The organism is Terribacillus saccharophilus (assembly GCF_002272075.1).
Lineage (GTDB): Bacteria > Bacillota > Bacilli > Bacillales > Amphibacillaceae > Terribacillus > Terribacillus saccharophilus_A.
In genome coordinates this window covers 210,896-234,203 of sequence record NZ_NPBJ01000004.1, presented here as the reverse complement: position 1 = coordinate 234,203, position 23,308 = coordinate 210,896, and the positions used below count along the sequence as shown (strand labels likewise).

21 protein-coding genes are annotated in these 23,308 nt (G+C 44.4%); 19 read left to right on the top strand and 2 right to left on the bottom strand.

All coding sequences use genetic code 11. The features are described 5' to 3' along the window. Positions 1 to 9 precede the first annotated feature (9 nt). From CHH48_RS03885 to CHH48_RS03805, 17 genes are all read left to right on the top strand, one after another. On the top strand, positions 10 to 1,029 hold the full coding sequence (locus tag CHH48_RS03885) for an ABC transporter permease (RefSeq protein WP_095217996.1): 1,020 nt from the start codon (positions 10 to 12) through the stop codon (positions 1,027 to 1,029). After that, positions 1,029 to 2,033, top strand: a complete 1,005-nt coding sequence (locus tag CHH48_RS03880) for an ABC transporter permease (RefSeq protein WP_095217995.1) — start codon at positions 1,029 to 1,031, stop codon at positions 2,031 to 2,033. The genes CHH48_RS03885 and CHH48_RS03880 overlap by 1 nt, the downstream gene beginning before the upstream one ends. 47 nt (positions 2,034 to 2,080) lie before the next feature. Next, positions 2,081 to 3,124: a rhamnose ABC transporter substrate-binding protein gene (gene rhaS / locus CHH48_RS03875; RefSeq protein ID WP_095217994.1), complete on the top strand. Its 1,044-nt coding sequence runs from the start codon at positions 2,081 to 2,083 to the stop codon at positions 3,122 to 3,124. Between the two features lie 215 nt (positions 3,125 to 3,339). Then, on the top strand, positions 3,340 to 3,762 hold the full coding sequence (locus CHH48_RS03870; protein WP_095217993.1) for a DUF1801 domain-containing protein: 423 nt from the start codon (positions 3,340 to 3,342) through the stop codon (positions 3,760 to 3,762). Between the two features lie 132 nt (positions 3,763 to 3,894). After that, positions 3,895 to 5,370, top strand: a complete 1,476-nt coding sequence (locus CHH48_RS03865; protein ID WP_095217992.1) for an L-fucose/L-arabinose isomerase family protein — start codon at positions 3,895 to 3,897, stop codon at positions 5,368 to 5,370. A 182-nt stretch (positions 5,371 to 5,552) separates the two neighbouring features. After that, a complete protein-coding gene (locus CHH48_RS03860; protein ID WP_095217991.1) occupies positions 5,553 to 6,902 on the top strand; it encodes an aspartate kinase in 1,350 nt (449 codons plus the stop codon). Between the two features lie 810 nt (positions 6,903 to 7,712). After that, positions 7,713 to 9,725, top strand: coding sequence for a sigma 54-interacting transcriptional regulator (locus CHH48_RS03855; protein WP_176466359.1), 2,013 nt, complete (start codon positions 7,713 to 7,715; stop codon positions 9,723 to 9,725). 18 nt (positions 9,726 to 9,743) lie between these two features. After that, positions 9,744 to 10,646: a bifunctional enoyl-CoA hydratase/phosphate acetyltransferase gene (locus CHH48_RS03850; RefSeq protein ID WP_095217989.1), complete on the top strand. Its 903-nt coding sequence runs from the start codon at positions 9,744 to 9,746 to the stop codon at positions 10,644 to 10,646. 11 nt (positions 10,647 to 10,657) lie between these two features. Beyond that, on the top strand, positions 10,658 to 11,752 hold the full coding sequence (locus CHH48_RS03845; RefSeq protein WP_095217988.1) for a Glu/Leu/Phe/Val family dehydrogenase: 1,095 nt from the start codon (positions 10,658 to 10,660) through the stop codon (positions 11,750 to 11,752). A gap of 18 nt (positions 11,753 to 11,770) precedes the next feature. Continuing rightward, positions 11,771 to 12,853, top strand: a complete 1,083-nt coding sequence (gene buk / locus CHH48_RS03840; RefSeq protein WP_095217987.1) for a butyrate kinase — start codon at positions 11,771 to 11,773, stop codon at positions 12,851 to 12,853. Between the two features lie 12 nt (positions 12,854 to 12,865). After that, the gene (lpdA, locus tag CHH48_RS03835; RefSeq protein ID WP_095217986.1) at positions 12,866 to 14,287 is read left to right on the top strand and encodes a dihydrolipoyl dehydrogenase; all 1,422 of its coding nucleotides are present in this window, start codon (positions 12,866 to 12,868) and stop codon (positions 14,285 to 14,287) included. Next, complete coding sequence (locus tag CHH48_RS03830) at positions 14,280 to 15,305, top strand: thiamine pyrophosphate-dependent dehydrogenase E1 component subunit alpha (protein ID WP_371809484.1); 1,026 nt, start codon at positions 14,280 to 14,282, stop codon at positions 15,303 to 15,305. Before lpdA ends, CHH48_RS03830 begins: the two co-directional genes overlap by 8 nt. 12 nt (positions 15,306 to 15,317) lie before the next feature. After that, positions 15,318 to 16,301 (top strand): alpha-ketoacid dehydrogenase subunit beta, encoded by a 984-nt coding sequence (locus tag CHH48_RS03825; RefSeq protein ID WP_095217985.1) that lies wholly within the window; start codon positions 15,318 to 15,320, stop codon positions 16,299 to 16,301. Between the two features lie 13 nt (positions 16,302 to 16,314). Continuing rightward, positions 16,315 to 17,580 carry a dihydrolipoamide acetyltransferase family protein gene (locus tag CHH48_RS03820; RefSeq protein ID WP_095217984.1) on the top strand — a complete coding sequence of 422 codons (1,266 nt, stop codon included), beginning with the start codon at positions 16,315 to 16,317 and terminating at the stop codon, positions 17,578 to 17,580. Between the two features lie 70 nt (positions 17,581 to 17,650). Beyond that, entirely contained in the window at positions 17,651 to 18,085 is a 435-nt protein-coding gene (locus tag CHH48_RS03815; protein ID WP_095217983.1) for a BrxA/BrxB family bacilliredoxin, read from the top strand. Between the two features lie 70 nt (positions 18,086 to 18,155). Next, positions 18,156 to 19,139 (top strand): aromatic acid exporter family protein, encoded by a 984-nt coding sequence (locus tag CHH48_RS03810; protein WP_400660218.1) that lies wholly within the window; start codon positions 18,156 to 18,158, stop codon positions 19,137 to 19,139. A gap of 30 nt (positions 19,140 to 19,169) precedes the next feature. Continuing rightward, positions 19,170 to 19,709, top strand: a complete 540-nt coding sequence (locus CHH48_RS03805; RefSeq protein WP_095217982.1) for a L,D-transpeptidase — start codon at positions 19,170 to 19,172, stop codon at positions 19,707 to 19,709. On the opposite strand, the gene CHH48_RS19915 is transcribed toward CHH48_RS03805, so the two are convergent. Next, on the bottom strand, positions 19,684 to 19,743 hold the full coding sequence (locus tag CHH48_RS19915; RefSeq protein ID WP_366249913.1) for a hypothetical protein: 60 nt from the start codon (positions 19,741 to 19,743) through the stop codon (positions 19,684 to 19,686). The two genes, CHH48_RS03805 and CHH48_RS19915, sit on opposite strands and share 26 nt — an antisense overlap. 158 nt (positions 19,744 to 19,901) lie before the next feature. On the opposite strand from CHH48_RS19915, the gene CHH48_RS03800 reads away from it, so the two are divergent. Then, positions 19,902 to 21,029: a M20/M25/M40 family metallo-hydrolase gene (locus tag CHH48_RS03800; RefSeq protein ID WP_095217981.1), complete on the top strand. Its 1,128-nt coding sequence runs from the start codon at positions 19,902 to 19,904 to the stop codon at positions 21,027 to 21,029. An 82-nt stretch (positions 21,030 to 21,111) separates the two neighbouring features. After that, complete coding sequence (locus CHH48_RS03795; protein WP_095217980.1) at positions 21,112 to 22,344, top strand: DNA polymerase IV; 1,233 nt, start codon at positions 21,112 to 21,114, stop codon at positions 22,342 to 22,344. Positions 22,345 to 22,353: 9 nt separating this feature from the next. Here the strand turns inward: CHH48_RS03795 and rnz are convergent, their stop codons facing one another. Further along, positions 22,354 to 23,289, bottom strand: coding sequence for a ribonuclease Z (gene rnz, locus CHH48_RS03790; protein WP_095217979.1), 936 nt, complete (start codon positions 23,287 to 23,289; stop codon positions 22,354 to 22,356). Positions 23,290 to 23,308 lie beyond the last annotated feature (19 nt).

Here is a 23,308-nt window from a genome sequence, read left to right as displayed (position 1 = left end):
GGCGACAAAATGGAAATCAAAACAGAAAATCTAGATCTGGAGAAGAAAAATCCGCTGGCACTGTTTTATCAATTCCGAGAGCTTGGGCTGTTTTTCTTCATCGTTATTTTATGTATCGGGGTACAATTGCGAAATCCTTCTTTTTTAACGGGAGAAAACATCCTTGACATGGCAACCAATACATCGATCCTGGTCATCCTTGCGTTGGGGATGATGATCGTTCTGATTACAAGGGGAATCGATTTGTCGATCGGAGCTGTTATTGCGCTTTCCGGTATGCTGACAGCGCAGCTTGTGGCAGCCAACCCGACAGTCAATCCGTTTCTATGCTTGCTTATTGGTACCATAATCGGAGCTTTGTGCGGGATGGTCATCGGCCTGCTGGTTGCTAAAGTCGGCTTGCTGCCAATCATAGCTACACTAGCTTTGATGAACATTTTCCGTGGTCTTACGTTTTTAGTGAGTGATGGAGAGTGGGTTAGTTCGTATCAAATGTCAGAAAGCTTCGTGGAAATTGCAACCGGAACTTTTCTGGGCCTGAATCATCTAATCTGGATTGCGGTTATTTTCTGCCTCGTATTCTTTTATTTTCTTAATTACACACGTACAGGACGGCAGATCTATGCAGTCGGAAGTAATCCGCAATCAGCAGCTGTGAGCGGTATTAAACAGGGGCGAATCTTGTTCCTTGTGTATACCATCATGGGAGGATTATCCGGTCTGTGCGGCGTCTTGTGGGTATCTAAGTTTGCATCGGCTCAAGGAGATACAGCCTCGGGTTACGAACTTACAGTCATTGCAGCCTGTATATTGGGCGGGGTTAGCATCGCTGGTGGTTCTGGAAAGCTAGCAGGCGTTCTGCTCGGAGCAATATTGCTTGGGATTTTGAACAATGCACTGCCGCTTTTGAATGTATCGCCATTCTGGCAAAACGGTATCCAAGGCTTTATCATTCTGCTTGCCGTTATCGTCAATGCCATCGTGAAACGCCGTGTCGAACGAATTCATCTGCTTAGGAGGGCTGGCTGATGGAACAAAAAAAGCAAACATATCAACCTCGTACTCTAGAAACGAACTTGCCGTTCTCCTGGAAGCGTCTCTTCTTCCAATGGGAATGGATGCTCTTACTCATATTGATCGCCGTGCTCCTGCTCGGAAGCTATGTGTCACCTTATTTCCTGAATTATCCGAGTTTGCGGGACGGAACGATGGTCTTTCTGGATAAAGCATTGATTGTCTTTCCGATGGCGATGATCATGATCATGCGCGATATCGATATTTCTGTAGGTTCAACAGTTGCGTTATCGTCTGTTGTCATGGCCACGCTTTATACAAGTGCAGGTCTGCCGATGGAAGTGGCCATCATTGCTTGTCTAGCAACAGGCGCTATATGCGGTCTGATCAATGGACTCTTGATTGTGAAGTTCAAAGAGCTTTCGGCCGTTATTGTTACACTTGGAACCATGATTCTTTACCGGGGAATTGCTTACATCATTCTGGAAGATCAGGCAGCAGGAGGTTTTCCTGAATGGTTCGGATTCTTTGGATGGGGTTATGTTTTCGGAATACCGTTTCTGCTGATTGTATTCGCAGCGTTGGCTCTACTATTCGGCATCGTGCTGCACAAGACGACTTTCGGGAGAAAAGTATTTGCCATTGGGAACAATCCGACAGCCAGTCGTTTTTCAGGTATCAAGGTAGATAAAGTCAAAGTGATCGTCTTCATGCTGGCAGGATTGCTAGCTGCTGTGACGGCAATTTTCCTTACATCAAGGATGGGCAGCACACGCCCGAACATTGCTACCATGTATGAACTTGACATCATTGCGATGGCAGCGCTTGGCGGTGTCAGCACAGCTGGCGGAAAAGGACGGGTGTTAGGTGTTGTCATAGCTGTTTTCATCATCGGCTATTTGCAATATGGACTCGGGCTAATCAATCTTCCAAGTCAAATATTTTTAATTATTGTAGGAGCATTGCTAATCCTGTCAGTTGCCATTCCAAAGCTTGGCGGCATGATGAAAAGAAAGTGAGTATTCCAGCGCTTGCTGATACTAATAGATAATAAGGGGAGACCGAGATGAAAAAGTGGAGCAAATGGATTGCTATGATGCTGTTAGTATTTATGCTGGCTGCCTGCAGCCAAGGGGCACCGGAATCTAGTGGTACATCTGGTGGAGAGTCAAATGACGGACCAAAGAAATATGCTTTCGTATTTAAAAATACAGGAAATCCGTATGGTGAGAAAATGCTGGACGGTTTTGAGAGTACGATCAAGGAATTAGGCGGAGAAGTCATTCTGCGCTCACCAGATCAGCCAACTGCCGAAGGACAGATCCAGATAATCGAACAGCTGATCACGCAAAAAGTAGATGTTATTGCAGTAGCTGGAAACGATCCGGATGCATTGGAGCCGGCATTGAAGAAAGCAAAAGATCAAGGAATCAAAGTTTTATCAGTTGATTCAGCAGTGAATGCTGCCAGTCGTGATATTCACGTGAACCAAGCTAACCCAGAACGCATCGGCCGGGTACAGATCGAAGCTGTTTCTGAAATGATCGGCGGCGAAGGCCAGATTGCAGTTCTGAGTGCAACAAGCCAGGCTACAAACCAGAATACATGGATCGAATGGATGAAGAAGGAACTTGAAAAAGAAGATTATAAAGATATTGAACTTGTAAAAGTGGCTTACGGAGACGATTTACGTGATAAGAGTGTATCAGAAACGGAAGCATTGCTTAAATCTTACCCTGACTTGAAGGCAATCATTGCACCTACGACTGTTGGTATTGCCGCAGCAGGTAAAGTGCTCACAGACAAAGGCTTAGAAGGCCAAATAGCTTTGACTGGCCTAGGCTTACCAAGTGAGATGGCAACTTATATTAAGAGCGGTGTTAGCCCTTGGATGTACTTGTGGAACCCGATTGATGTCGGTAAAGGAGCTGCTTATGCTGCTTATGAATTGGGTGAAGGCAACATCACTGGCGAACTAGGAGAGAAAGTAGACTTGCGTGATCTTGGTGAAGTGGAAGTGGTCGAGGACGGAGAAGGTACGCAGATTATGCTCGGAGATCCGTTCAAATTCGATGAAACCAATATCGATGAATGGAAAGATGTATATTGATAGTAAAACTGCCGGGGAGTTTTTAATCCCTGGTTTTTTCATAGCAATTCATAGAATAAATGACAAGATTGGCGGTGCTATGTTCTCATCACATATCTATGAACCTTAAAAAGGACATAGAAGGAAGTTTATCGAACATATGAATGAGCCGACTATTGATTAAGACCGTCTCGAAGCCTTTGTAATAAGTAATCTGCAATAGAGGAGGAAAATAATTGGGATATGAACTAAAGACAAAGGAAACAGACAATAGTGTGCTAGATTTTATTGAAGCTGTGGAGAATCCTAAAAAACGAGAAGATGCATATAAGCTTCTTGATATTTTTACAGAGACAACGGGCCATGAAGCCAAAATGTGGGGAGCGAGCATCATTGGTTTTGGTTCTTATCACTATCGATATGCAACCGGACACGAAGGAGACGCACCGCTTGTCGGGTTTTCGCCGAGAAAAGCCAATATCAGTCTCTATCTGGCACCAGGTGAAACAAATAGAGAAGAGCGCTTGCAGAAACTGGGTAAGCATAAGACCGGGAAGGCATGTGTGTATATTAATAAAACAGCAGATATTGATGAAAACGTCTTGAAACAATTAATAACAGACTCAGTCGCCTTTCTAAGAGAAATGTATCCAGAATAATCATAATGACTGAAGACCGGAAAAAGATTCAGCTAGCTCAAAGGACTGGCGATGCAATTTGAAAGCGGTATCATTAATCTGAAGATTAACTAGACGGAGGATAGTATTCAACGTCCTTTAGGAGGAGAGTATATGAGGAAAGCGAAAATTGGCTTATATTCTGTAGGGTTGGAGGCTTATTGGGATCAGTTTCATTCCTTGAAGGAACGTTTGTTAGGATATAACCAGCATGTAAGATACCAGATTGAGCAATGGGCAGATGTATGCAATTTTGGTCTGGTAGACTCTGAGCAAGCTGGAAGGACGGCTGGAGAATACTTTCAAAAGGAGCAGGTAGATCTTATTTTCTGTCATGCAGCAACTTATTGTACGAGTGCTTCCATTCTGCCGATTCATCGAATGTGTTCGGTTCCAGTCATTTTCCTCAATCTCCAGCCGACTCGCCAAATCAATTATGCAGAAACGTCTACTGAGGAATGGCTCGCACATTGTGGCGCTTGTCCAGTACCTGAGTTTGCAAATGCATGTCATCGAGCAAACATCCCATATCATGTTGTGAATGGTTTGCTTGGACTCAGGGAAACTCCATCTGTTTCTATAGCAAATGAAGTGACAGCGGAGGAACCGGAGACAATTGCCGCTTGGGAGCAGATCAAAGAATGGACCGTTGCCGCGTCTGTGAGGAACAGTCTCCAATATAGTAATTTTGGTTTTCTCGGAAACACATACAGCGGCATGCTGGATATGTACAGTGACTTTACTATGTTGCAGTCACAGCTGGGCATCCATGTAGATGTATTAGAAATTGGGGACTTAAAAGAACAATTAGAGCAAGTGTCGGAAGAAGAGGTGGAGACAAAACGGGCCGAAATAGAGAATGTGTTTACAATCAGTGACGATTCGCACAGTGACCCAATTGCTAAGAAACCGACAGAAAAACAAATGAATTGGGCTGCAAAAGTGGCTGCAGCGGAGGAACAGCTCGCTAATCAAAGGAATTTAGCTGCTTTAACTTATTATTATCATGGTGCGCCAGGCAGTGAGGAAGAAGCATTGCAGGCAGGAATGATTGTCGGCAACAGTCTGCTGACAGCTAAACATATTCCATGTGCTGGAGAAGGTGACTTAAAAACAAATATTGCAATGAAAATCTGCGACTTACTCGATGCAGGCGGCAGTTTTGCTGAAATTGTGCTCACGGACTACGTAGAAGGAACGATATTGCTTGGTCATGATGGTCCTTTCCATATAGCTATAGCAAAGGATAAGCCTATATTGCGTGGAATGGGACTATATCATGGAAAGCAGGGATCTGGTGTGGCAGTGGAAGCGAAGGTGAAAGCCGGTCCGGTTACAACATTGAATGTCACCCAGACAGTGGAAGGGAAAGTAAAATTCATTATCAGTGAAGGAAAAGCAATAGATGGTCCAATCATGCAAATTGGAAATACACAGACACATGTCAGCTTCGAAGAGCATCCGGATGCTTATATGAAAAGATGGTTTAAGGAAGCACCGACGCATCATTGTGCACTGGCAGTCGGCCATATTGCTTCTCAACTGGAGAAGATATCCATACTTCTTGATGTAGATTACGTCATTCTATGATTTTTTAACCTTCGGAATTGCTATATTTTAACACAATCGACTACACTAGTTAACCATATTTATATTATGTTAACTAATATAGTCACTTTTTTCTCAAAATTATGTCTTTCATCTAGCCAGCAGAAGAAACTCTGTGATACTATTTTACCTAAGTAAAGAAAAAGCGTAATGGAGAGAGACACATGAAGGTAGCAAAATTTGGTGGTAGTTCAGTAGCAAGCGCGGAACAGCTCCGCAAAGTAGCACAAATCGTGAAAGCTGATCAGGAGCGGAAAATCATCGTCGTTTCTGCGCCCGGTAAACGCGACAAAGCGGATACTAAGGTAACGGATTTACTTATTGCTATAGGAGAAGCACATAGCAAAGGGGAAGACGTCAGTACACAGGTAGAAAAAGTTCTGTCACGTTTCCGATCTATTGTTGAAGAACTAGAGCTCGATAATCATTTAGTTGAGCAAATAGCGGATCAACTGAAGGGTATCCTGGCCGATTCAATCCCTGCAGTTAATAAGATGGATGCGTTGAAGGCGACAGGGGAAGATTCTCTTGCCAAAGTATTCAGTGCTTATCTAAATAAATTAGGTGTGCAGGCAGCCTATGTGAATCCTCAAGAAGCAGGTTTGCTTGTAAGAGAGGAATTAGGCGGTGCGCGAATATTGGATGAGAGCTTCGAGCTTTTATACAAACTGCGCGACCGTGATGGAGTACTTGTCATTCCGGGCTTCTTTGGCTACACAAAAGAAGGGAAGCTAGCAACATTCCCAAGAGGTGGGTCGGATATTACTGGTTCTATCGTAAGCGCAGGCGTGAAAGCTTCTTTATATGAGAACTTCACTGATGTAGATAGCGTTTACAGTGTAAATCCTAATATTGTCGATAATCCAAAAGAGATCAACACGCTGACATACCGGGAAATGCGAGAGTTGTCTTATGCAGGCTTCTCTGTCTTCCATGATGAAGCACTTATTCCGGCCTTCCAAGCAAAAATACCAGTATGTGTGAAAAATACAAACAATCCTTCTGCACCTGGTACGATGATCGTGGCCGAAAGGGAAGTATCCGGTAATCCAGTCATCGGAATCGCCAGTGATACAGGCTTCTTGAGTATCTATATCAGCAAGTACTTAATGAACCGTGAGCTAGGGTTCGGACGGAAACTGCTGCAAATACTTGAAGAAGAGAATATATCCTTCGAGCATGCACCATCCGGAATCGACGATATGAGCGTAATTCTCCGTGAAAGCCAGCTGCCGCCTGACAAAGAAGCAATTGTCGTTCGCAGACTAAAAGAAGAACTGCAAGCGGATCAAGTATCGATTGACCGTGAGTTGGCCATGATCATGATTGTTGGTGAAGGAATGATCGAGACAATTGGTGTATCCAGCACAGCTACAAAAGCATTTACTGATGCAAATGTGAACATCGAAATGATCAACCAAGGATCCTCAGAAGTATCGTTGATGTTCGGTGTCAAAGCACGTCAAATCAATGAAGCAGTGCAATCTTTGTATACAGCATTTTTCCAGAAATAAAGCATCCGGGCAGCGTCTTTTCCGACGTTGTCCGGATTTTTAACTTTAAATCTATAGAACTGCTGTCTCCTAGACTCCTTTTTCTGCTTTCAGGTACCCTTATAGCAATAGTGTAAAAGTGCTTTCAATCTTTTGGAAGGGGTTTCTATTACTTCTTTGCACGTCAATTCCTCTAAATCCCCAAGAATGAACGTTCCAGTCTGCTAAAGCTTAGCTCGATAATCTGATTGTACATATAACGAGTAGAGCTGTAGATCAGTTCTGCGATATTGCCCCTTACACCGACGCTTCTATCTGCAGAAAAAAGAAGGTATTTTCTATTATTCAGAGGACTGATACTTGAAAATGTTTCGATTTATTGTGCATTGGTAATCCTGTAAGAGAATACGAACTTTATGCTGTTTGATGCAATGAAGGACATAGAGCTACAGGTTAAAATTGATAACTTGGATAGCGTTATGGATGCAAGGTGATTTTTTAAATAGGCGAGTGTATCAAATGAAACCTTGTTTCCTGTTTTATAAATGAAATTCTTTGCAGAACCAACTACGAAATAATGCACACATATATAGTTGGAGTTATCCTCTGTAGTAAGGTTGTGTTCAATCATCTGAGAGTCCTCAACTTCTGCCTATTTGCATATGAATTTCCTCAGAGAACTCTATGAGCGTGAAGGGAAGATAAGAGGTATAGTTAAGAAAGATATTAGATGAAATAGTCACTCCTTGCATGTCAAAAATCTTATTATTGCTAATTTCTGCAGACTAGTTTACGCTATATATGTGCAAAACTTTGCAGGATGTGATTATATTGAAACAATTACTTATTGTTGGAGCAGGGGAAGAAGCAGTTGAATTTATTAAATTGTTCCAACGGAAAAAAGGCTTTCGGATAGTCGGAATGCTAGTCAAACAGCCTAGTGCAATCGTGAAATATCAAGCTGAACGATTAGATATTCCTCTCTGGAAAGACGTGACGGCGGAATCGCTTGATCACGTCGACTTTGTGCTGGAAACTTCAGAAAGATTAACAGACTACCTTGAACCGACTTCCTGCAAAGCGGAAATCATATCCGGACAAAGCGCACATCTGATGCTAGCATTCGCATCTCAAGAAGAGACAGAGAAAACTTCTACATATAATAACCAGCAGTTTCGCAGTAAAACGCTGGAGTACTTGCATGAGGGGGTCCTGTGCGTCAATCGCCAGGACGAGATTATATATATAAACGAAGCAGCCGAAAAACTGCTTGGCAGCAAGAAACACCAACTGATAGGACAGCCGATTACGTATGTTCTGCCTGACTCGAGGCTGCCTGAGACTATTCGAAAAAGAGAGCGTTACGTGGATGAACAGCTAAGACTTCCTTCCGGTATTGAGATTGTCTATACCTGTGCTCCGATGGAAAATGACCAAGAGGAAGTAACTGGTGCTTTTAGTGTAATGAAGAAAACAATTGATATCGTTGCTTTAGCAGAAAAACTTACAGATGCCAGAGAAGTGAAGTCAATGTTGGAAGCGATTATTGATTCCTCGCAGGAGGCAATCAGTGTAGTAGACGAGAATGGTATTGGTCTGATTGTCAATCCTGCTTATACACGGCTAACCGGATACACTTCTGAGCAGATAGTCGGGAAACCGGCGGTGACGGATATCATGGAAGGGGAGAGCTTGCATATGCAGGTTCTTCGGACGCGCAGACCAGCCACTGGTGCTCGGTTGCGTGTCGGGAAACACGGTAAAGAAATGATGGTCAATGCGGCGCCGATCATTGTCGATGGAAAGCTTCGCGGAAGTGTTGGTGTCCTACATGATATCTCTGAACTGCACGAATTGCAGGATGAAGTGCAACGAGCCCGAAAGATTATCCGCAGTCTGGAAAATAAATACACGCTGAATGATGTTATATCTGAATCGGAAACGATGCAAGTCACACTTGAACAAGTCAAATTCGCTGTAAATGCAGATGCGCCGTGTCTACTGCGAGGGGATGCAGGTGTAGGCAAGGGTATGTTTGCTGCTATTATCCATAATGAAAGTAAACGACGCCATCGGCCGTTTATCCGAGTCGATTGTGCAGTTGGTGATGAAGAAAGTTTAGAAAAACAGCTATTCGGATCACTGCGCAACAATCACACTACTGGAATGATTGAAAAAAGTGACGGCGGCACACTGTTTCTGGATGATATAGATGGTATGCCGATTCGTGTCCAGGAAAAGCTTTCAGACTTCATGACTACAGGTAAACTGCAGCTCACCTCCGGGAAATTGAAACAAGTGGATGTTCGGATAATAGTTAGTGCGCGTCATCCTTTAGAACGCGCGGTTTTCGAAAAACGATTTTATGAACCGTTCTTCGAGAGGCTAAAGCGTATAACAATCTATATACCAGCTTTAGTTGAGCGGATGAAAGATTTCGAAGGACTGTTATCCACAATTGTCCACAAGCAGAATCAGCTGCTGCAATGTTCTGTTCAATCTGTTTCTGAAGCATCAATAAGTGTATTGAAAGATAAGAAATGGTCCCATAATGTGAAAGAGCTGGAAACAACAATAGCCCAAGCAATGACATTCCTGGAAAAGACGGAACATATTATCCAACCGAAGCATCTGCAGATTTCATCCTTGGATCAGCAATTCTTAGCGGGCACTTTACAGGAACAGGTGGAGAACTTAGAGAAGCAGCTGATTGAATCAGCTCTTCGGGCGAACGACTTTAATAAAAAAGCGACGGCAGATCAGCTTGGAGTGTCGATTCGTAATCTTTACTATAAGATGGATAAATATGATTTTGATAGAAGTGGCATGCAAGATTTTTCATAATGGGGAAGGAAGAATACGATGCATAAGTTTACCGCTCTTGAAAAAATGGCAGCTGCGAAGCAGGGTTTTACTATTGCAATAGCAGCTTCAGATGACCCTTCCATTCTTAAGGCAGTAAAGAAAGCGGCGGATCAGCAGATGGCAACATTTCTGCTGTATGGAGATATTGATCGGCTGAAGCAGTTTATGAAGGAAGAACAGCTGACAGAAGATAAAATTACGTGCATCCACGCACCATCCGCAGACAGAGCCGCAGATATGGCGATAGAAGCCTGGAAATCAGGCAAGGCGGAAATGCTGATGAAAGGAATTGTCAGCACAGATGTCTTGGCGGGTAAGATATTGAAGGATAAAACGATGCTCAAGCCAGGCAGCATCCTGTCGCAGCTCGCTATCTTTGATATTCCGTCTTATCATAAGTTGCTTTTCTTGACGGATGCAGGTATTAATATCGCACCGTCCTTAGAGTTGAAGAGGAAAATCTTAGATAACGCCGTATCTGTTTACACGAAGATGCTCCACACAGAACCTAAAGTCGCCGCACTTGCCGCCACTGAAAAAGTGAACTCTGCCATGCCGGCGACGACTGACGCAGCGCTGCTTTCTGTCATGCAGCAGCGTGGGCAGGTTACAAATTGTCAAATTGATGGTCCGCTCGCACTGGATAGTGCTTTATCTGCACAGTCGGCTGCTATCAAAAAAATTGATTCAACTGTTGCGGGAGATGCAGACATACTATTGGTCCCGGAAATTGAAAGTGGAAATATGCTATATAAATCCTTTACCTATACAGCAGGAGCTGTAAGTGCCTCCTTGCTTGTCGGAACAAAATCACCTGTTATCCTCACATCACGTGCGGACGACAGCACTAGTAAATATTTTGCAATATGCTTCGCAATAGCGGCAGCATCACTTGCCTAGGAGGAATTAAGATGAAAATCTTTGAAACGTTGGAACAATACGATTATGAACAGCTAGTCCTTTGCCAGGATAAAGAATCCGGTTTGAAAGCAATCATCGCAATCCATGACACAACACTCGGTCCGGCTCTTGGCGGCACAAGAATGTGGACATACGCAACAGAAGAAGAGGCAATCGTCGATGCACTGCGACTGGCAAAAGGTATGACGTATAAAAATGCTGCTGCAGGTTTGAATCTTGGCGGAGGAAAGACTGTTATTATCGGGGATCCGAAAAAAGACAAAAACGAAGCGATGTTCCGCGCATTCGGCCGTTACGTACAATCTTTGAATGGCCGCTACATCACAGCAGAAGATGTTGGCACGACAGTAGAGGATATGGAGCTTATCCATACAGAAACGGATTTCGTAACTGGTATCTCTGCTGAATCTGGCTCATCAGGCAACCCATCTCCAGTAACAGCTTATGGCGTATACAAAGGAATTAAAGCGTCGGCCAAAGAAGCATTCGGTGATGACAGCTTGGAAGGAAAGACTATTGCTGTACAAGGTATCGGAAATGTTGCTTATGCTTTGTGTGAACATCTTCATGCAGAGGGTGCCAAACTGATTGTCACTGACATTAACAAGGAAGCTGTCCAGAAAGCAGTTGAAGCATTCGGAGCAACTGCAGTAGACCCGGATGATATTTACGGTGTTGAATGTGATATCTTTGCTCCTTGTGCTCTCGGCGCAGTAATCAATGACGATACATTGCGTGTGTTGAAAGCGAAAGTAGTAGCTGGAGCTGCAAACAACCAGCTGAAAGAAGAACATCACGGACAAATCCTGTTCGAACGCGGTATCGTTTATGCACCTGACTATGTGATCAACTCCGGCGGTGTTATCAACGTTGAGGATGAATTACATGGCTACAACAGAGAGCGTGCGCTTCGCAAAGTAGAAACAATCTATGACAGCTTGCAGCGCGTATTCGAAATTGCAAAACGTGATGACATTCCGACTAGTCTTGCTGCTGATAGAATGGCTGAGGAGAGAATCGAAACAATGCGCAGATCCAGAAGCCAATTCCTGCGTAACGGTCATCATACTTTAAGCAGAAGATAATAACGAGGGGGAAACCGCGTGCAAACAGCAGAAAACCGTATTTTAGCTATTAATCCAGGTTCTACTTCTACGAAAATCGGTGTGTTTGATGACGAGCATAACATTTTTGAACGAGTGATCCGCCATGATTTAGAAGATATCGGCGGATTTGAAAAAGTGATGGATCAGTACCAGTTTCGGAAACAAATCATTTTGGATGCATTGGATTTCGAAGGTATCAACGTATCGAAGCTAACTGCGGTCTGTGCACGCGGCGGACTGCTCCGTCCGCTTGAGGGCGGTACATATCGTGTGAACGAAGCAATGCTTGCTGATCTTAAAGCAGGCTATAATGGCGAACACGCCTCCAATTTAGGAGGATTGATTGCTTATGAAATTGCAAGCAGCCTTCATATACCGGCTTTCATCACTGACCCTGTTGTGGTCGATGAATTGGATCCGCTGGCACGGCTTTCTGGGTTGCCTGGAGTGGAGAGAAAGAGCATTTTCCATGCATTGAACCATAAAGCTATTGCACGCAAAGCGGCAGCTGCCAAGGATAAGATTTACGAGGAAGCTAATATTATCGTCGTGCATCTTGGAGGCGGAATTACTGTCGGTGCACATCATCATGGACGCGTGATCGATGTGAACAATGGATTGAGCGGAGAAGGACCTTATACACCCGAACGCGCAGGAACAGTTCCGGCTGGTGATTTGATTGAGCTGGCTCTAACCGGTGAGTACACGAAGAATCAGCTTCTAAAGATGCTGACGACCAAGGGTGGTTTCATGGGTTATCTCGGTACGAATGATGGAAGACTTATTGCCGACCGGATTAAAAAAGGCGATCAAGAAGCAAGGGTGATTTTTGAAGGCATGGTGTATCAGACAGCGAAAGAAGTTGGCGCAATGAGCGTCGTTCTCTCTGGAGAAGTCGATGCGATTGCAGTGACTGGCGGGCTTGCAAATGATGAGCTGTTCATCTCCATGCTAAAGGATCGAGTGAGCTGGATTGCTGATGTGCTTGTGTATCCAGGTGAAAACGAGCTTCGTGCTCTAACGGAAGGTGCACTTCGTGTCATGCGAAAAGAAGAAGCGGCAAAAGTTTATGTCGTATAGGAGGCAGAAACAATGGTAAGAGAATATGACATTGTCATCTTAGGAGGCGGTACGGGCGGATACGTAGCCGCTATCCGTGCTTCCCAATTAGGTTTAAAGACAGCTATTGTGGAAAAAGCAGAGCTTGGCGGAACTTGTCTGCACCGAGGATGCATCCCATCCAAGGCATTACTCCGTTCCGCTGAGATTTACCGGCAAACAAAGGAAGCAGCAGCTTTCGGTATACATACAACAGATGTACGTCTGGACTTTTCAGGAGTACAGCAAAGAAAAGAAAAAATCATCGATCAGCTGCATCGCGGTGTTCAGCACTTAATGGAAAAAGGTAAGATTGATGTTTTCCAAGGATACGGCAGAATCCTCGGACCTTCTATTTTCTCTCCGACAGCAGGAACGATTTCTGTGGAATTTACCGACGGCAGTGAAAATGAAATCTTACTTCCGAAAAACGTAATCGTTGCAACAGGTTCCTCTCCCCGTGCCTTACCAGGTATCGAATTTGATGAATCTAAGATCCTTAGTTCTGAAGGTGCGCTGGCGCTGCAGGAACTGCCGGAAAGCATAACGATTATCGGTGGAGGTGTAATCGGAATCGAGTGGGCATCGATGCTCCATGATCTCGGTACAAAAGTTACCGTACTCGAATACCAGGATCGAATCCTGCCTACTGAAGACGAACATATCAGCAAGGAAATGTTCAAGCAGCTCAAAAAGCGCGGTATTGTTATCCATACAAATGTGCAAGTGGAGAACGCTGCAGCTGATGAAAGCAAGGTAACGGTCAAGGCGCAGATGGACGGAGAACAGCAAGTTTTCGTTTCTGATAAGATTCTAGTCTCTGTTGGTCGTACGGCGAATGTAGGAGATATCGGGCTGAAAAATACTGATATCCAGTTATCAGAGCAAGGTTTCATCCAGACGAACGCTTTTTATCAGACGAATGAATCCCACATTTATGCAATCGGCGATTGTATTGGCGGTATGCAGCTGGCACATGTTGCCTCCAGAGAAGGCATGATCGCGGTAGAGCATATTGCAGACGTTCAAACGGAAAGCTTGGATTACAGCATGGTTCCTGCATGTGTCTACAGCTTCCCGGAAACAGCAAGTGTTGGTTTGACAGAGGCACAAGCGAAAGCAGAAGGTTATACGGTTAAAACAGGAAAAATGAGTTTCCAGGCAATCGGAAAAGCATTGGTATACGGGGAGTCTGAAGGCTTCGTGAAAATAATCGCCGATGAGAAGACAAACGACCTGCTTGGCGTGCACATGATTGGTCCACACGTGACTGATATGATCTCAGAAGCTGCTCTTGCCAAGCTGCTTGATGCGACACCTTGGGAAATTGGTCAGACGATCCATCCGCATCCGACACTCTCGGAAATTATCGGAGAAGCGGCACTTGCGGTCGATGGAGAGCAAATCCATGGCTAAGATATTGAAGAAAGGGGGAGCGGCGATGTCAGAAACAAGACATGCTTCTCTTGGAATATCAGACGAAAAAGTATTGGAAATGTATAAGTGGATGCTCCTGGCAAGGAGAGTAGATGAACGTATGTGGCTCTTGAACAGAGCTGGTAAAATACCGTTTGTTATTTCTTGTCAAGGACAGGAAGCAGCGCAGGTTGGTGCTGCAATGGCGTTGGATAGAGACATCGATTATCTTTTGCCTTATTATCGTGACTTAGGCTTAGTAATGCCGTTTGGTATGACTGCGAAAGATTTGATGCTATCTGCATTCGCGAAAGCGGAAGATCCGAACTCCGGCGGCCGTCAAATGCCAGGACATTTTGGGAAGAAGTCTTCTCGAATCGTCACTGGTTCTTCACCTGTGACAACACAAGTGCCGCATGCTGTTGGTTTTGCGCTAGCTGCCAAAATGGAAAAGAAACAGCTGGTCAGCTTTGTAACATTAGGTGAGGGTTCCTCAAACCAAGGTGATTTCCACGAGGGTTTGAATTTTGCAGGTGTTCATAAATTACCGGTAATTACGATGGTTCAAAATAATAAATATGCCATCAGTGTTCCGCAGGAAAAACAGCTTGGCTGCGTGAATGTGTCTGATCGCGCTCAAGGGTATGGCATGCCAGGATTTACGATTGACGGTAATGATCCTTTAGCTGTATATCAAACTGTGAAAGAAGCGCGAGAGCGTGCACTGAATGGAGAAGGACCTACGCTTATTGAGACAGTAGGATACCGTCTCACACCGCATTCCAGTGATGACGATGATATGACATACCGGGAAAAGCAAGAAGTCGAGGAAGAGCGTAAGAAAGATGGATTGCTGACATTCGGTGCCTATCTGCGTGAAACTGGAGTTCTGACAGAAGACTTAGAAAACCAAATGGAAGAAGAAATTAAGCAAATCGTAAATGAAGCAACAGACTATGCTGAGCATGCTGAAGATCCGGAACCGGAATCCGCACTGCTTCATGTGTATGCCGATTAAGGGGGAGAAATAATGCCAGTAATGTCCTATATCCAGGCAATTACGCAGGCGATGCGTGAAGAAATGGAAGCAGATGAAAAAGTTTTCGTATTAGGAGAAGACGTCGGAAAAAAAGGCGGTGTGTTCCGAGCTACAGATGGCCTGTATGATACATTCGGTGCAGACCGTGCACTGGATGCTCCTCTTGCAGAATCGGCAATCGCCGGTGTTGCAGTAGGTGCTGCGATGTATGGTTTAAAGCCGATTGCTGAAATGCAGTTCGCTGATTTCATCATGCCGGCGGTTAACCAAATCGTCTCAGAAGCAGCAAAGATCCGTTACCGATCCAATAACGACTGGACTTGTCCAGTTACGATACGTGCTCCATATGGTGGCGGCGTCCATGGTGCTTTATATCATTCCCAATCCGTAGAGGCGGTTTTCGCTAACCAGCCTGGCTTGAAGATTGTTATGCCTTCCACGCCTTATGACGCGAAAGGGCTCTTAAAAGCAGCTATACAGGATCCGGATCCTGTATTGTTCTTTGAACATAAACGTGCTTACCGTCTTATCAAAGGTGAAGTGCCAGCTGATCCGTACACGTTGCCGATTGGAAAAGCAGATGTGAAACGCGAAGGTTCCGATATAACGGTTATTACGTACGGCTTATGTGTGCATTTTGCACTGCAGGCGGCTGAAAAGCTTGCTGCTGAAGGTATCGAAGCACATATCCTTGATCTGCGTACCATTTATCCGCTTGATAAAGATGCGATCATCGAGGCTGCTTCCAAGACAGGAAAAGTTTTGCTTATTACAGAAGATAATAAAGAAGGCTCGATTATTGGTGAAGTTGCAGCAATCATCGGAGAGAATTGCCTCTTCGACCTGGATGCGCCGATTCAGCGATTGGCAGCACCCGATGTGCCAGCGATGCCTTATGCGCCTAGTACAGAGAAATACTTCATGGTCAATCCTGCTAAAGTGGAAGCAGCCATGCGAGAATTAGCGGAATTCTAAACGAGGTGTAATGATGACGATAGAAAAAATAACAATGCCAAAGCTTGGTGAAAGTGTCACAGAAGGTACGATTAGCACGTGGCTCGTCAAACCAGGTGACCAAGTAAGTAAATATGATGCCATCGCAGAAGTGATGACAGATAAAGTCAATGCAGAAATCCCAAGCAGTTTTACTGGTGTGATCAAAGAATTGGTTGTGTCCGAAGGTGATACGGTCGAAGTAGGCACGTTGATTTGTACAATTGAAACAGAAGAGGCGGGAGAGAAGAAACAAACAGATACACCTTCATCTGCTGCAGCTGAAACAGAATCAATCAGTACTGCTAGTCCTGATACAGCGATGAAATCGCGTTATTCACCAGCAGTTATGCGGCTTGCACAAGAAAATGATTTAGACCTTACTGCTATTACAGGCACCGGGAAAGGCGGACGGATTACACGCAAGGACGTCGAAGCAATCATTGCGTCTGGTGAAAAGCCGCAAAAACAAGAGCAAAAGCAAACAGCAACTGCAGAGGCACCATCACCTGTACGTGATGAGCAGACAACTGAACCAGCAAAAGTAACACAATCAGACGCTGCTGGTAAAGCTATACCGGTTACCGGTGTTAGAAAAGCTATTGCAAATAATATGGTTAAAGCAGCAACTGAAATTCCGCATGCATGGATGATGGTGGAAGTGGATGTTACTGACCTGGTTGCTTACCGTAATAAGGTAAAGGATACATTCAAAGAAAAAGAAGGTTATTCGCTAACTTTCTTTAGTTTCTTCGTAAAAGCTATCGCACAGGCACTGAAGGAATTCCCGCAGCTAAACAGCTCTTGGGCAGGCGATAAGATAATCCAGCATGACGACGTAAATATTTCTATTGCGGTAGCAAAAGATCAGGAATTATTTGTCCCGGTCATTCAATCTGCTGATGACTTGAGTGTAAAAGGTGTTGCAAAACAAATTACGAACCTTGCTAAAAAAGCTCGTACAGGTAAACTAACAGCAGCTGACATGCAAGGCGGAACATTTACGGTGAACAACACTGGCTCCTTTGGTTCAGTCCAAAGCATGGGCATCATCAACTATCCGCAAGCAGCAATATTGCAAGTAGAATCGATTGTAAAACGGCCAGTCATCATCAATGATATGTTCGCTGCTAGAGATATGGTGAATCTGTGTCTCAGCCTGGATCATCGAGTTCTTGATGGTTTGATCTGCGGACAATTCATGGCTAGAGTGAAAGAGATTCTGGAGAACGTATCCGAATCAACGATGCCGGTCTACTGAGAAGTTCAAAGAAATTGAAAGAGACTGAAATTGCTGATACACTTAAAATAGTGTAAAAGGAGGAATACCGATGGCAGATTTCAGAATGTTTATGAACGATATTGTAACGACTGCTAGGAAAGATCTTACCGATGCAGGATATACAGAATTAACAACACCGGAGGACGTGGATTCCACGCTTAAAAACTCCGGAACAACACTTGTAATGATCAACAGCGTCTGTGGATGTGCCGGCGGGATTGCTCGCCCGGCAGCTGCGCATAGTCTGCATTATGACAAGCGCCCTGATCAGCTTGTGACGGTTTTCGCAGGTCAGGATAAAGAAGCGACAGAGAGAGCTAGACAATATTTCACAGGCTTCCCGCCAAGTTCTCCGTCATTTGCTTTCTTAAAGGACGGCGAAATTGTTACGATGATCGAACGTCATGATATCGAAGGTCATGAGCCGATGGAGGTAGTCAATAGACTGCAATCATTGTTTGATGAGCATTGTAAAGAAGTTTGACAGAAGAAGTCCCCATCCATTGGATGAGGGACTATTCTTCTTTTGATCACTTTTGACGAGGAGCACCATTGTGAAAATAGGTTACCGTACGATTAAGACTGCGGTAGGAACACCGCTCGCGATATGGATAGCGGAGCTTCTGCAGCTGGAAAACAGTGTATCAGCAGGTATCCTGACGATTTTGTGTACTCAAGTAACGAGAAAAAAATCTTTTCTGGCTGCTTGGCATCGAGTGGCTGCCTGTTTGTTGGCAATCGTGCTGTCTTTTTTGATATTTGAGACAATTGGTTTCCATCCGATTAGTATAGGCATCTTGCTGCTTGTCTTCATTCCGATTACTGTCATGCTGCGAGTCTCGCCAGGAATCGTATCAAGTGCTGTTATCATTTTGCATTTATATAATTCTCACCATATCACGCTGGATTTGATAATTAATGAGATTATCCTTATAACTGTCGGGATAGGCGTGGCGCTCATAGTGAATTTATATATGCCAAGCTTGGATGCTACGATCCGACGTAAGCAGATTATTCTTGAACGGAATTTCACGAAGATCTTAGAAGAGGTTGCACTGTATCTTCGAGAAGGCGACCAGTCATGGTCAGGGGAAGAAATCACCCAGACGGAAAAAGTTCTGAAGGAAGCAAACCAGCTTGTCGGCAGGGATGTGGAGAATCATGTGCTCAGGTCAGAGCATCCGTATTATGATTACTTCGAGATGCGAACGAAGCAATTTGCAATATTGAAACGGATTCTGCCGCTTATCAGCAGACTTCCGGAGACTTCTTATTCGCAGTGCGAGCAGCTGGCTCATTTCTTTTCCGGCCTTGCCGATTCAGTGCATCCAGGTAATACGGCTGTACTGTTCCTGGAAGAACTCGAGTCGTTGCGACAGTCCTTCGATGAAGATCCACTTCCAAAGACAAGAGAGGAATTCGAAACGCGTGCCCATTTGTTACAGCTATTGTACGAAATGGAAAACTACCTGGAACTGAAACAATCGTTCAAAGAAAGCGATGTGCAACATAGAAATAGACAGAGGAAGCCACAATAAGAGCATTATCACCTTTAAGGAGATGTTCTTATGCGTACGCTGCTTGTAGCTTTCACTTGTCTGTCTATACTTTCTCCTTTATGGCCGTTTGGGGAGAATCCAGTGCCGGGAAGACCGCTTATCATCGTCAATAAAACGACAAATCAGCTCGCCTTTCTGGATGATGGTGAAGTTATCAAGATATATCCGGTTGCCACTGGAAAGACACCTGAAGCGACACCTGAAGGACTGTTTATGACATTGTTCAAAACAAAGTACCCTGCCTATACCCGTAAACAGATTGCAGGTGGTGACAAAGACAATCCGTTAGGAAGCAGATGGATCGGCTTCAACGCGAATAATACGCAAGGACGTACTTTCGGAATTCATGGAACGAACAGACCGGAGTCCATCGGCAGCCGAGTCTCAGCAGGTTGTATACGGATGCGGAACGAAGATGTCGAAGAATTGTTTGAACAAGTGCCCGTCGGGACGAAGGTAAGGATCATGACAGGCTGGAAGTCGTTTGAGGAAATTGGGATAGAAGATGGAGCTATTTTGTCTCCTAAAAGACAAAATAGCTCAGGGTAATTGCGAGTGTGGAGATAAGCATCGTGAATATCATTAAGTAAACCATAAATTTCATGGCAATATTTTGCTTAGATCTTTTTTTGTTATGCTTGGCCATTGAAGCGGACCCCCCTTATCTATTTATGTCCATTGTACAGGGAAGCAGGTAAGGGGACAAGGAGAAACCAATAAGTAGAATAGGAGTACATAATTATGATTAAAATGAATGAAGATCGTTTAGTCGAAGAGTTCTTCGAATTAGTACAAGTTGATTCAGAAACAGGGAATGAAAAAGAAATTGCTGAAGTGCTGAAAAGAAAGTTCACCGAACTAGGTGTGCAAGTAAAAGAAGATGACTCAATGGCGAAAACCGGCCATGGAGCAAATAATTTGATTTGTACATGGAAAGGAAATGTCGAGTCAGCTGAAACAATTTATTTCACTTCTCACATGGATACGGTGGTGCCTGGACAAGGAATTAAACCGCAGATCAAGGATGGATATATTACGAGCGACGGTACGACTATTCTCGGTGCGGATGATAAAGCGGGACTAGCCGCAATCCTTGAAACTATCAAGGTTTATAGGGAGCAGGAATTGCTGCATGGCACAGTGCAGTTCATTATCACAGCTGGTGAGGAATCCGGACTTGTCGGAAGCCGGGCACTAGATCCATCCTTGCTGACAGCTTCATTCGGGTATGCAATTGACAGCGATGGCCCGGTTGGTGACATTGTCGTGGCAGCTCCAACGCAAGCAAAGGTGCTGGCCAAGATTTATGGAAAGACTGCACATGCGGGTGTGGCACCTGAAAAGGGGATTTCTGCTATAACGTTAGCAGCAAGAGCAATTTCGAAGATGCCTCTTGGAAGAATTGATGAAGAAACGACTGCGAATATCGGAAGCTTTGCTGGTGGTAAACAGACAAATATAGTTTGTGATTACGTCGAAATACTAGCTGAAGCAAGATCTTTGGAAACAAGTAAGATGGAAGAACAAGTTCAGAAAATGAAACGTGCTTTTGAACAGACTGCCGAAGATATGGGCGGCCGTGCAGAGGTAGAAGTAAAAGTGATGTACCCAGGCTATAAGCAGCAAGCTGGAGACCGTGTTGTCGAAGTTGCTCGTGCTGCGGCGAAAACCATTGGGCGTGACAGTAACTTAACAAGAAGTGGCGGCGGCAGTGATGCGAATGTAATTGCAGGTTTTGGAATTCCGACCGTCAACCTGTCTGTCGGCTATGAAGAAATCCATACAACTAATGAGCGTATTCCAGTAGCTGAATTGGTTAAATCAGCTGAATTGGTTGCAGCCATCATCCGTGAGGTTGCGAACAGCTGATAAGTAGGAGGCACATGCCTCCTATTTTTTTTGCAAACATGATATAATAAGAACGACAGTTCGCATTGAGAGGAGGGACAGCATGCAGCCAAAAGGAAGGGCTATTTTCCATGTGGATATGAATAGTTTTTATGCTTCGGTTGAGATGGCATATGATCCAACGCTCCGCGGAAAGCCGCTCGCAATCTGCGGAAACCCTGCCGAGCGGAAAGGTATCGTCGTAACAAGCAGCTATGAAGCGAGGAAAAAGGGTGTTCGAACGACAATGACGCTTTGGGAAGCGAGGCGCTTATGCCCGGAATTGCTCGTGCTGCGCCCGAACTTTGAACGGTACCGGAAAGCTTCCAGTGAGATGTTTAAAATTCTGCAGGAAGTGACGCCAGTTATTCAGCCGGTTTCCATAGATGAAGGATATATGGATGTAACGGATTATGCTCATTTGGGATCTTCCTTGGAAATTGCCCAAACAATACAGAACCGTATCTTGAAGGAGCTGGATTTACCTTGCAGCATCGGGATCGCTCCGAATAAATTTCTAGCCAAGATGGCCTCAGATATGAAAAAACCGCTTGGCATCACAATATTGCGAAAGCGGGATATTCCTGAATTACTGTGGCCGCTTCCGATTGAAGAAATGTACGGTGTCGGTGAAAAGACTGCAGAGAAAATGCGGTCACTCGGTATTAAGACGATTGGTGACTTAGCTCATAAGGATATATACCAGTTAAAACGCATCTTCGGTATAAACGGGGAGAGACTGGCAAATCGAGCCAATGGTTTAGATGACAGACCGGTTGACCCAGAAGCGGTAAACAGTTTCAAAAGTATCGGAAGCTCGCAGACGCTTCCGCAGGATACAACCGATGATAAAGAATTGGATAAGCTACTCAGGGATTTATCTAGAAGTGTAGAGAAACGCATGCACCGGAAAGAAGCGATTGCAAAGGGTATACAGCTTATGATACGTTACCATGATCGTAAAACAATCACTCGAAGTATGAAGTTGCAGCATTTTATGGAATCAGCGAATGAAGTGTTCAACCATGCGCAATCCTTGCTGCAGAAGCATTGGAACGGAGAACCAATTCGTTTGTTAGGTGTCAGTGTTTTTGATGTGGCGGAGAAAAAGGACGTTGGCAAGCAACTTGATTTGTTCACATACGAAAAAGAAGCATCAAAAGAGGGCTTATATCAGGCCATCGATCAACTGACAGCTAAATTTGGGAAAAATCCTTTCCAAACTTTACATTCATCAGCTTCAGATAGTATAAGAACAAGCTTCCAAAAGGATTTTCTTGATGACTATAAAAAATAGCAGCGATTCTCATGAATCGCTGCTATTTTTTGGTATATCGAAGACACGCATATCTTCCGCCAGTTCTGTTTCAGGGAAAATGGATCGTGCTTGATCTGCTAGTATCTGTGCATCGTCTTGGTGATATCGTGCTGAGATATGGGTTAAGATTAATTTTTTCACATTTGCATTGCTAGCTAGGCTTGCGGCTTGTAAAGCGGTAGAATGCCCATAAGCCTTTGCCATTTCTGGTTCATCTGCGGAAAAAGTTGACTCATGGACGAGAATGTCAGCGCCTTCCACATTATCCTTAAGCTCAGGCAGATAGGTTGTGTCACCTAAAATAGCTATTTTTCTGCCTGGTTTGTCCGGGCCGACAACATCAGATCTTTTAATTTGCTGCCCATCAGGCAATTCAGTAATTTCCTGGTTTTTGATTTGACGATAAATCGGGCCGGGCGAGATCCCCATATGTCTGAGCTTCTCCACTTTAAGTTCCCCTTGTACTGCTTTTTCTTCCACAATATATCCGAGGCAGGGGATGCCGTGAGAAAGCTTGATGGCATCGACTTTCCAGCCTTCATCTTCGAAAATTCGCCCTGGTTCAATCTCGTGGATGATAAGGGAGCTAGCCACATTACTGCCACTGACGCGCAAGGAGACTTCGATAAATTCCTTGATGCCTAGCGGTCCGTAGATTTCCAGTTGCAGATCGGATTGCTGGAACGAGCGGGTCGATAACAAACCAGGCAATCCATATATATGATCCCCGTGCAAGTGAGTGATAAAGATTTTTTCAATTTTACCAGGCTTTAACGGTGAATAAAGCAGCTGATGCTGGGTTGCTTCGCCGCAATCAAACATCCAGACTGCTTGCCGCTCCTGCGGCATTGACAAACAGATGCTCGTTACATTTCGATCTTTTGATGGCAATCCCGCACCTGTTCCTAAAAAATGTAGTTCCATAATAAAAAGCCTCCTGCAG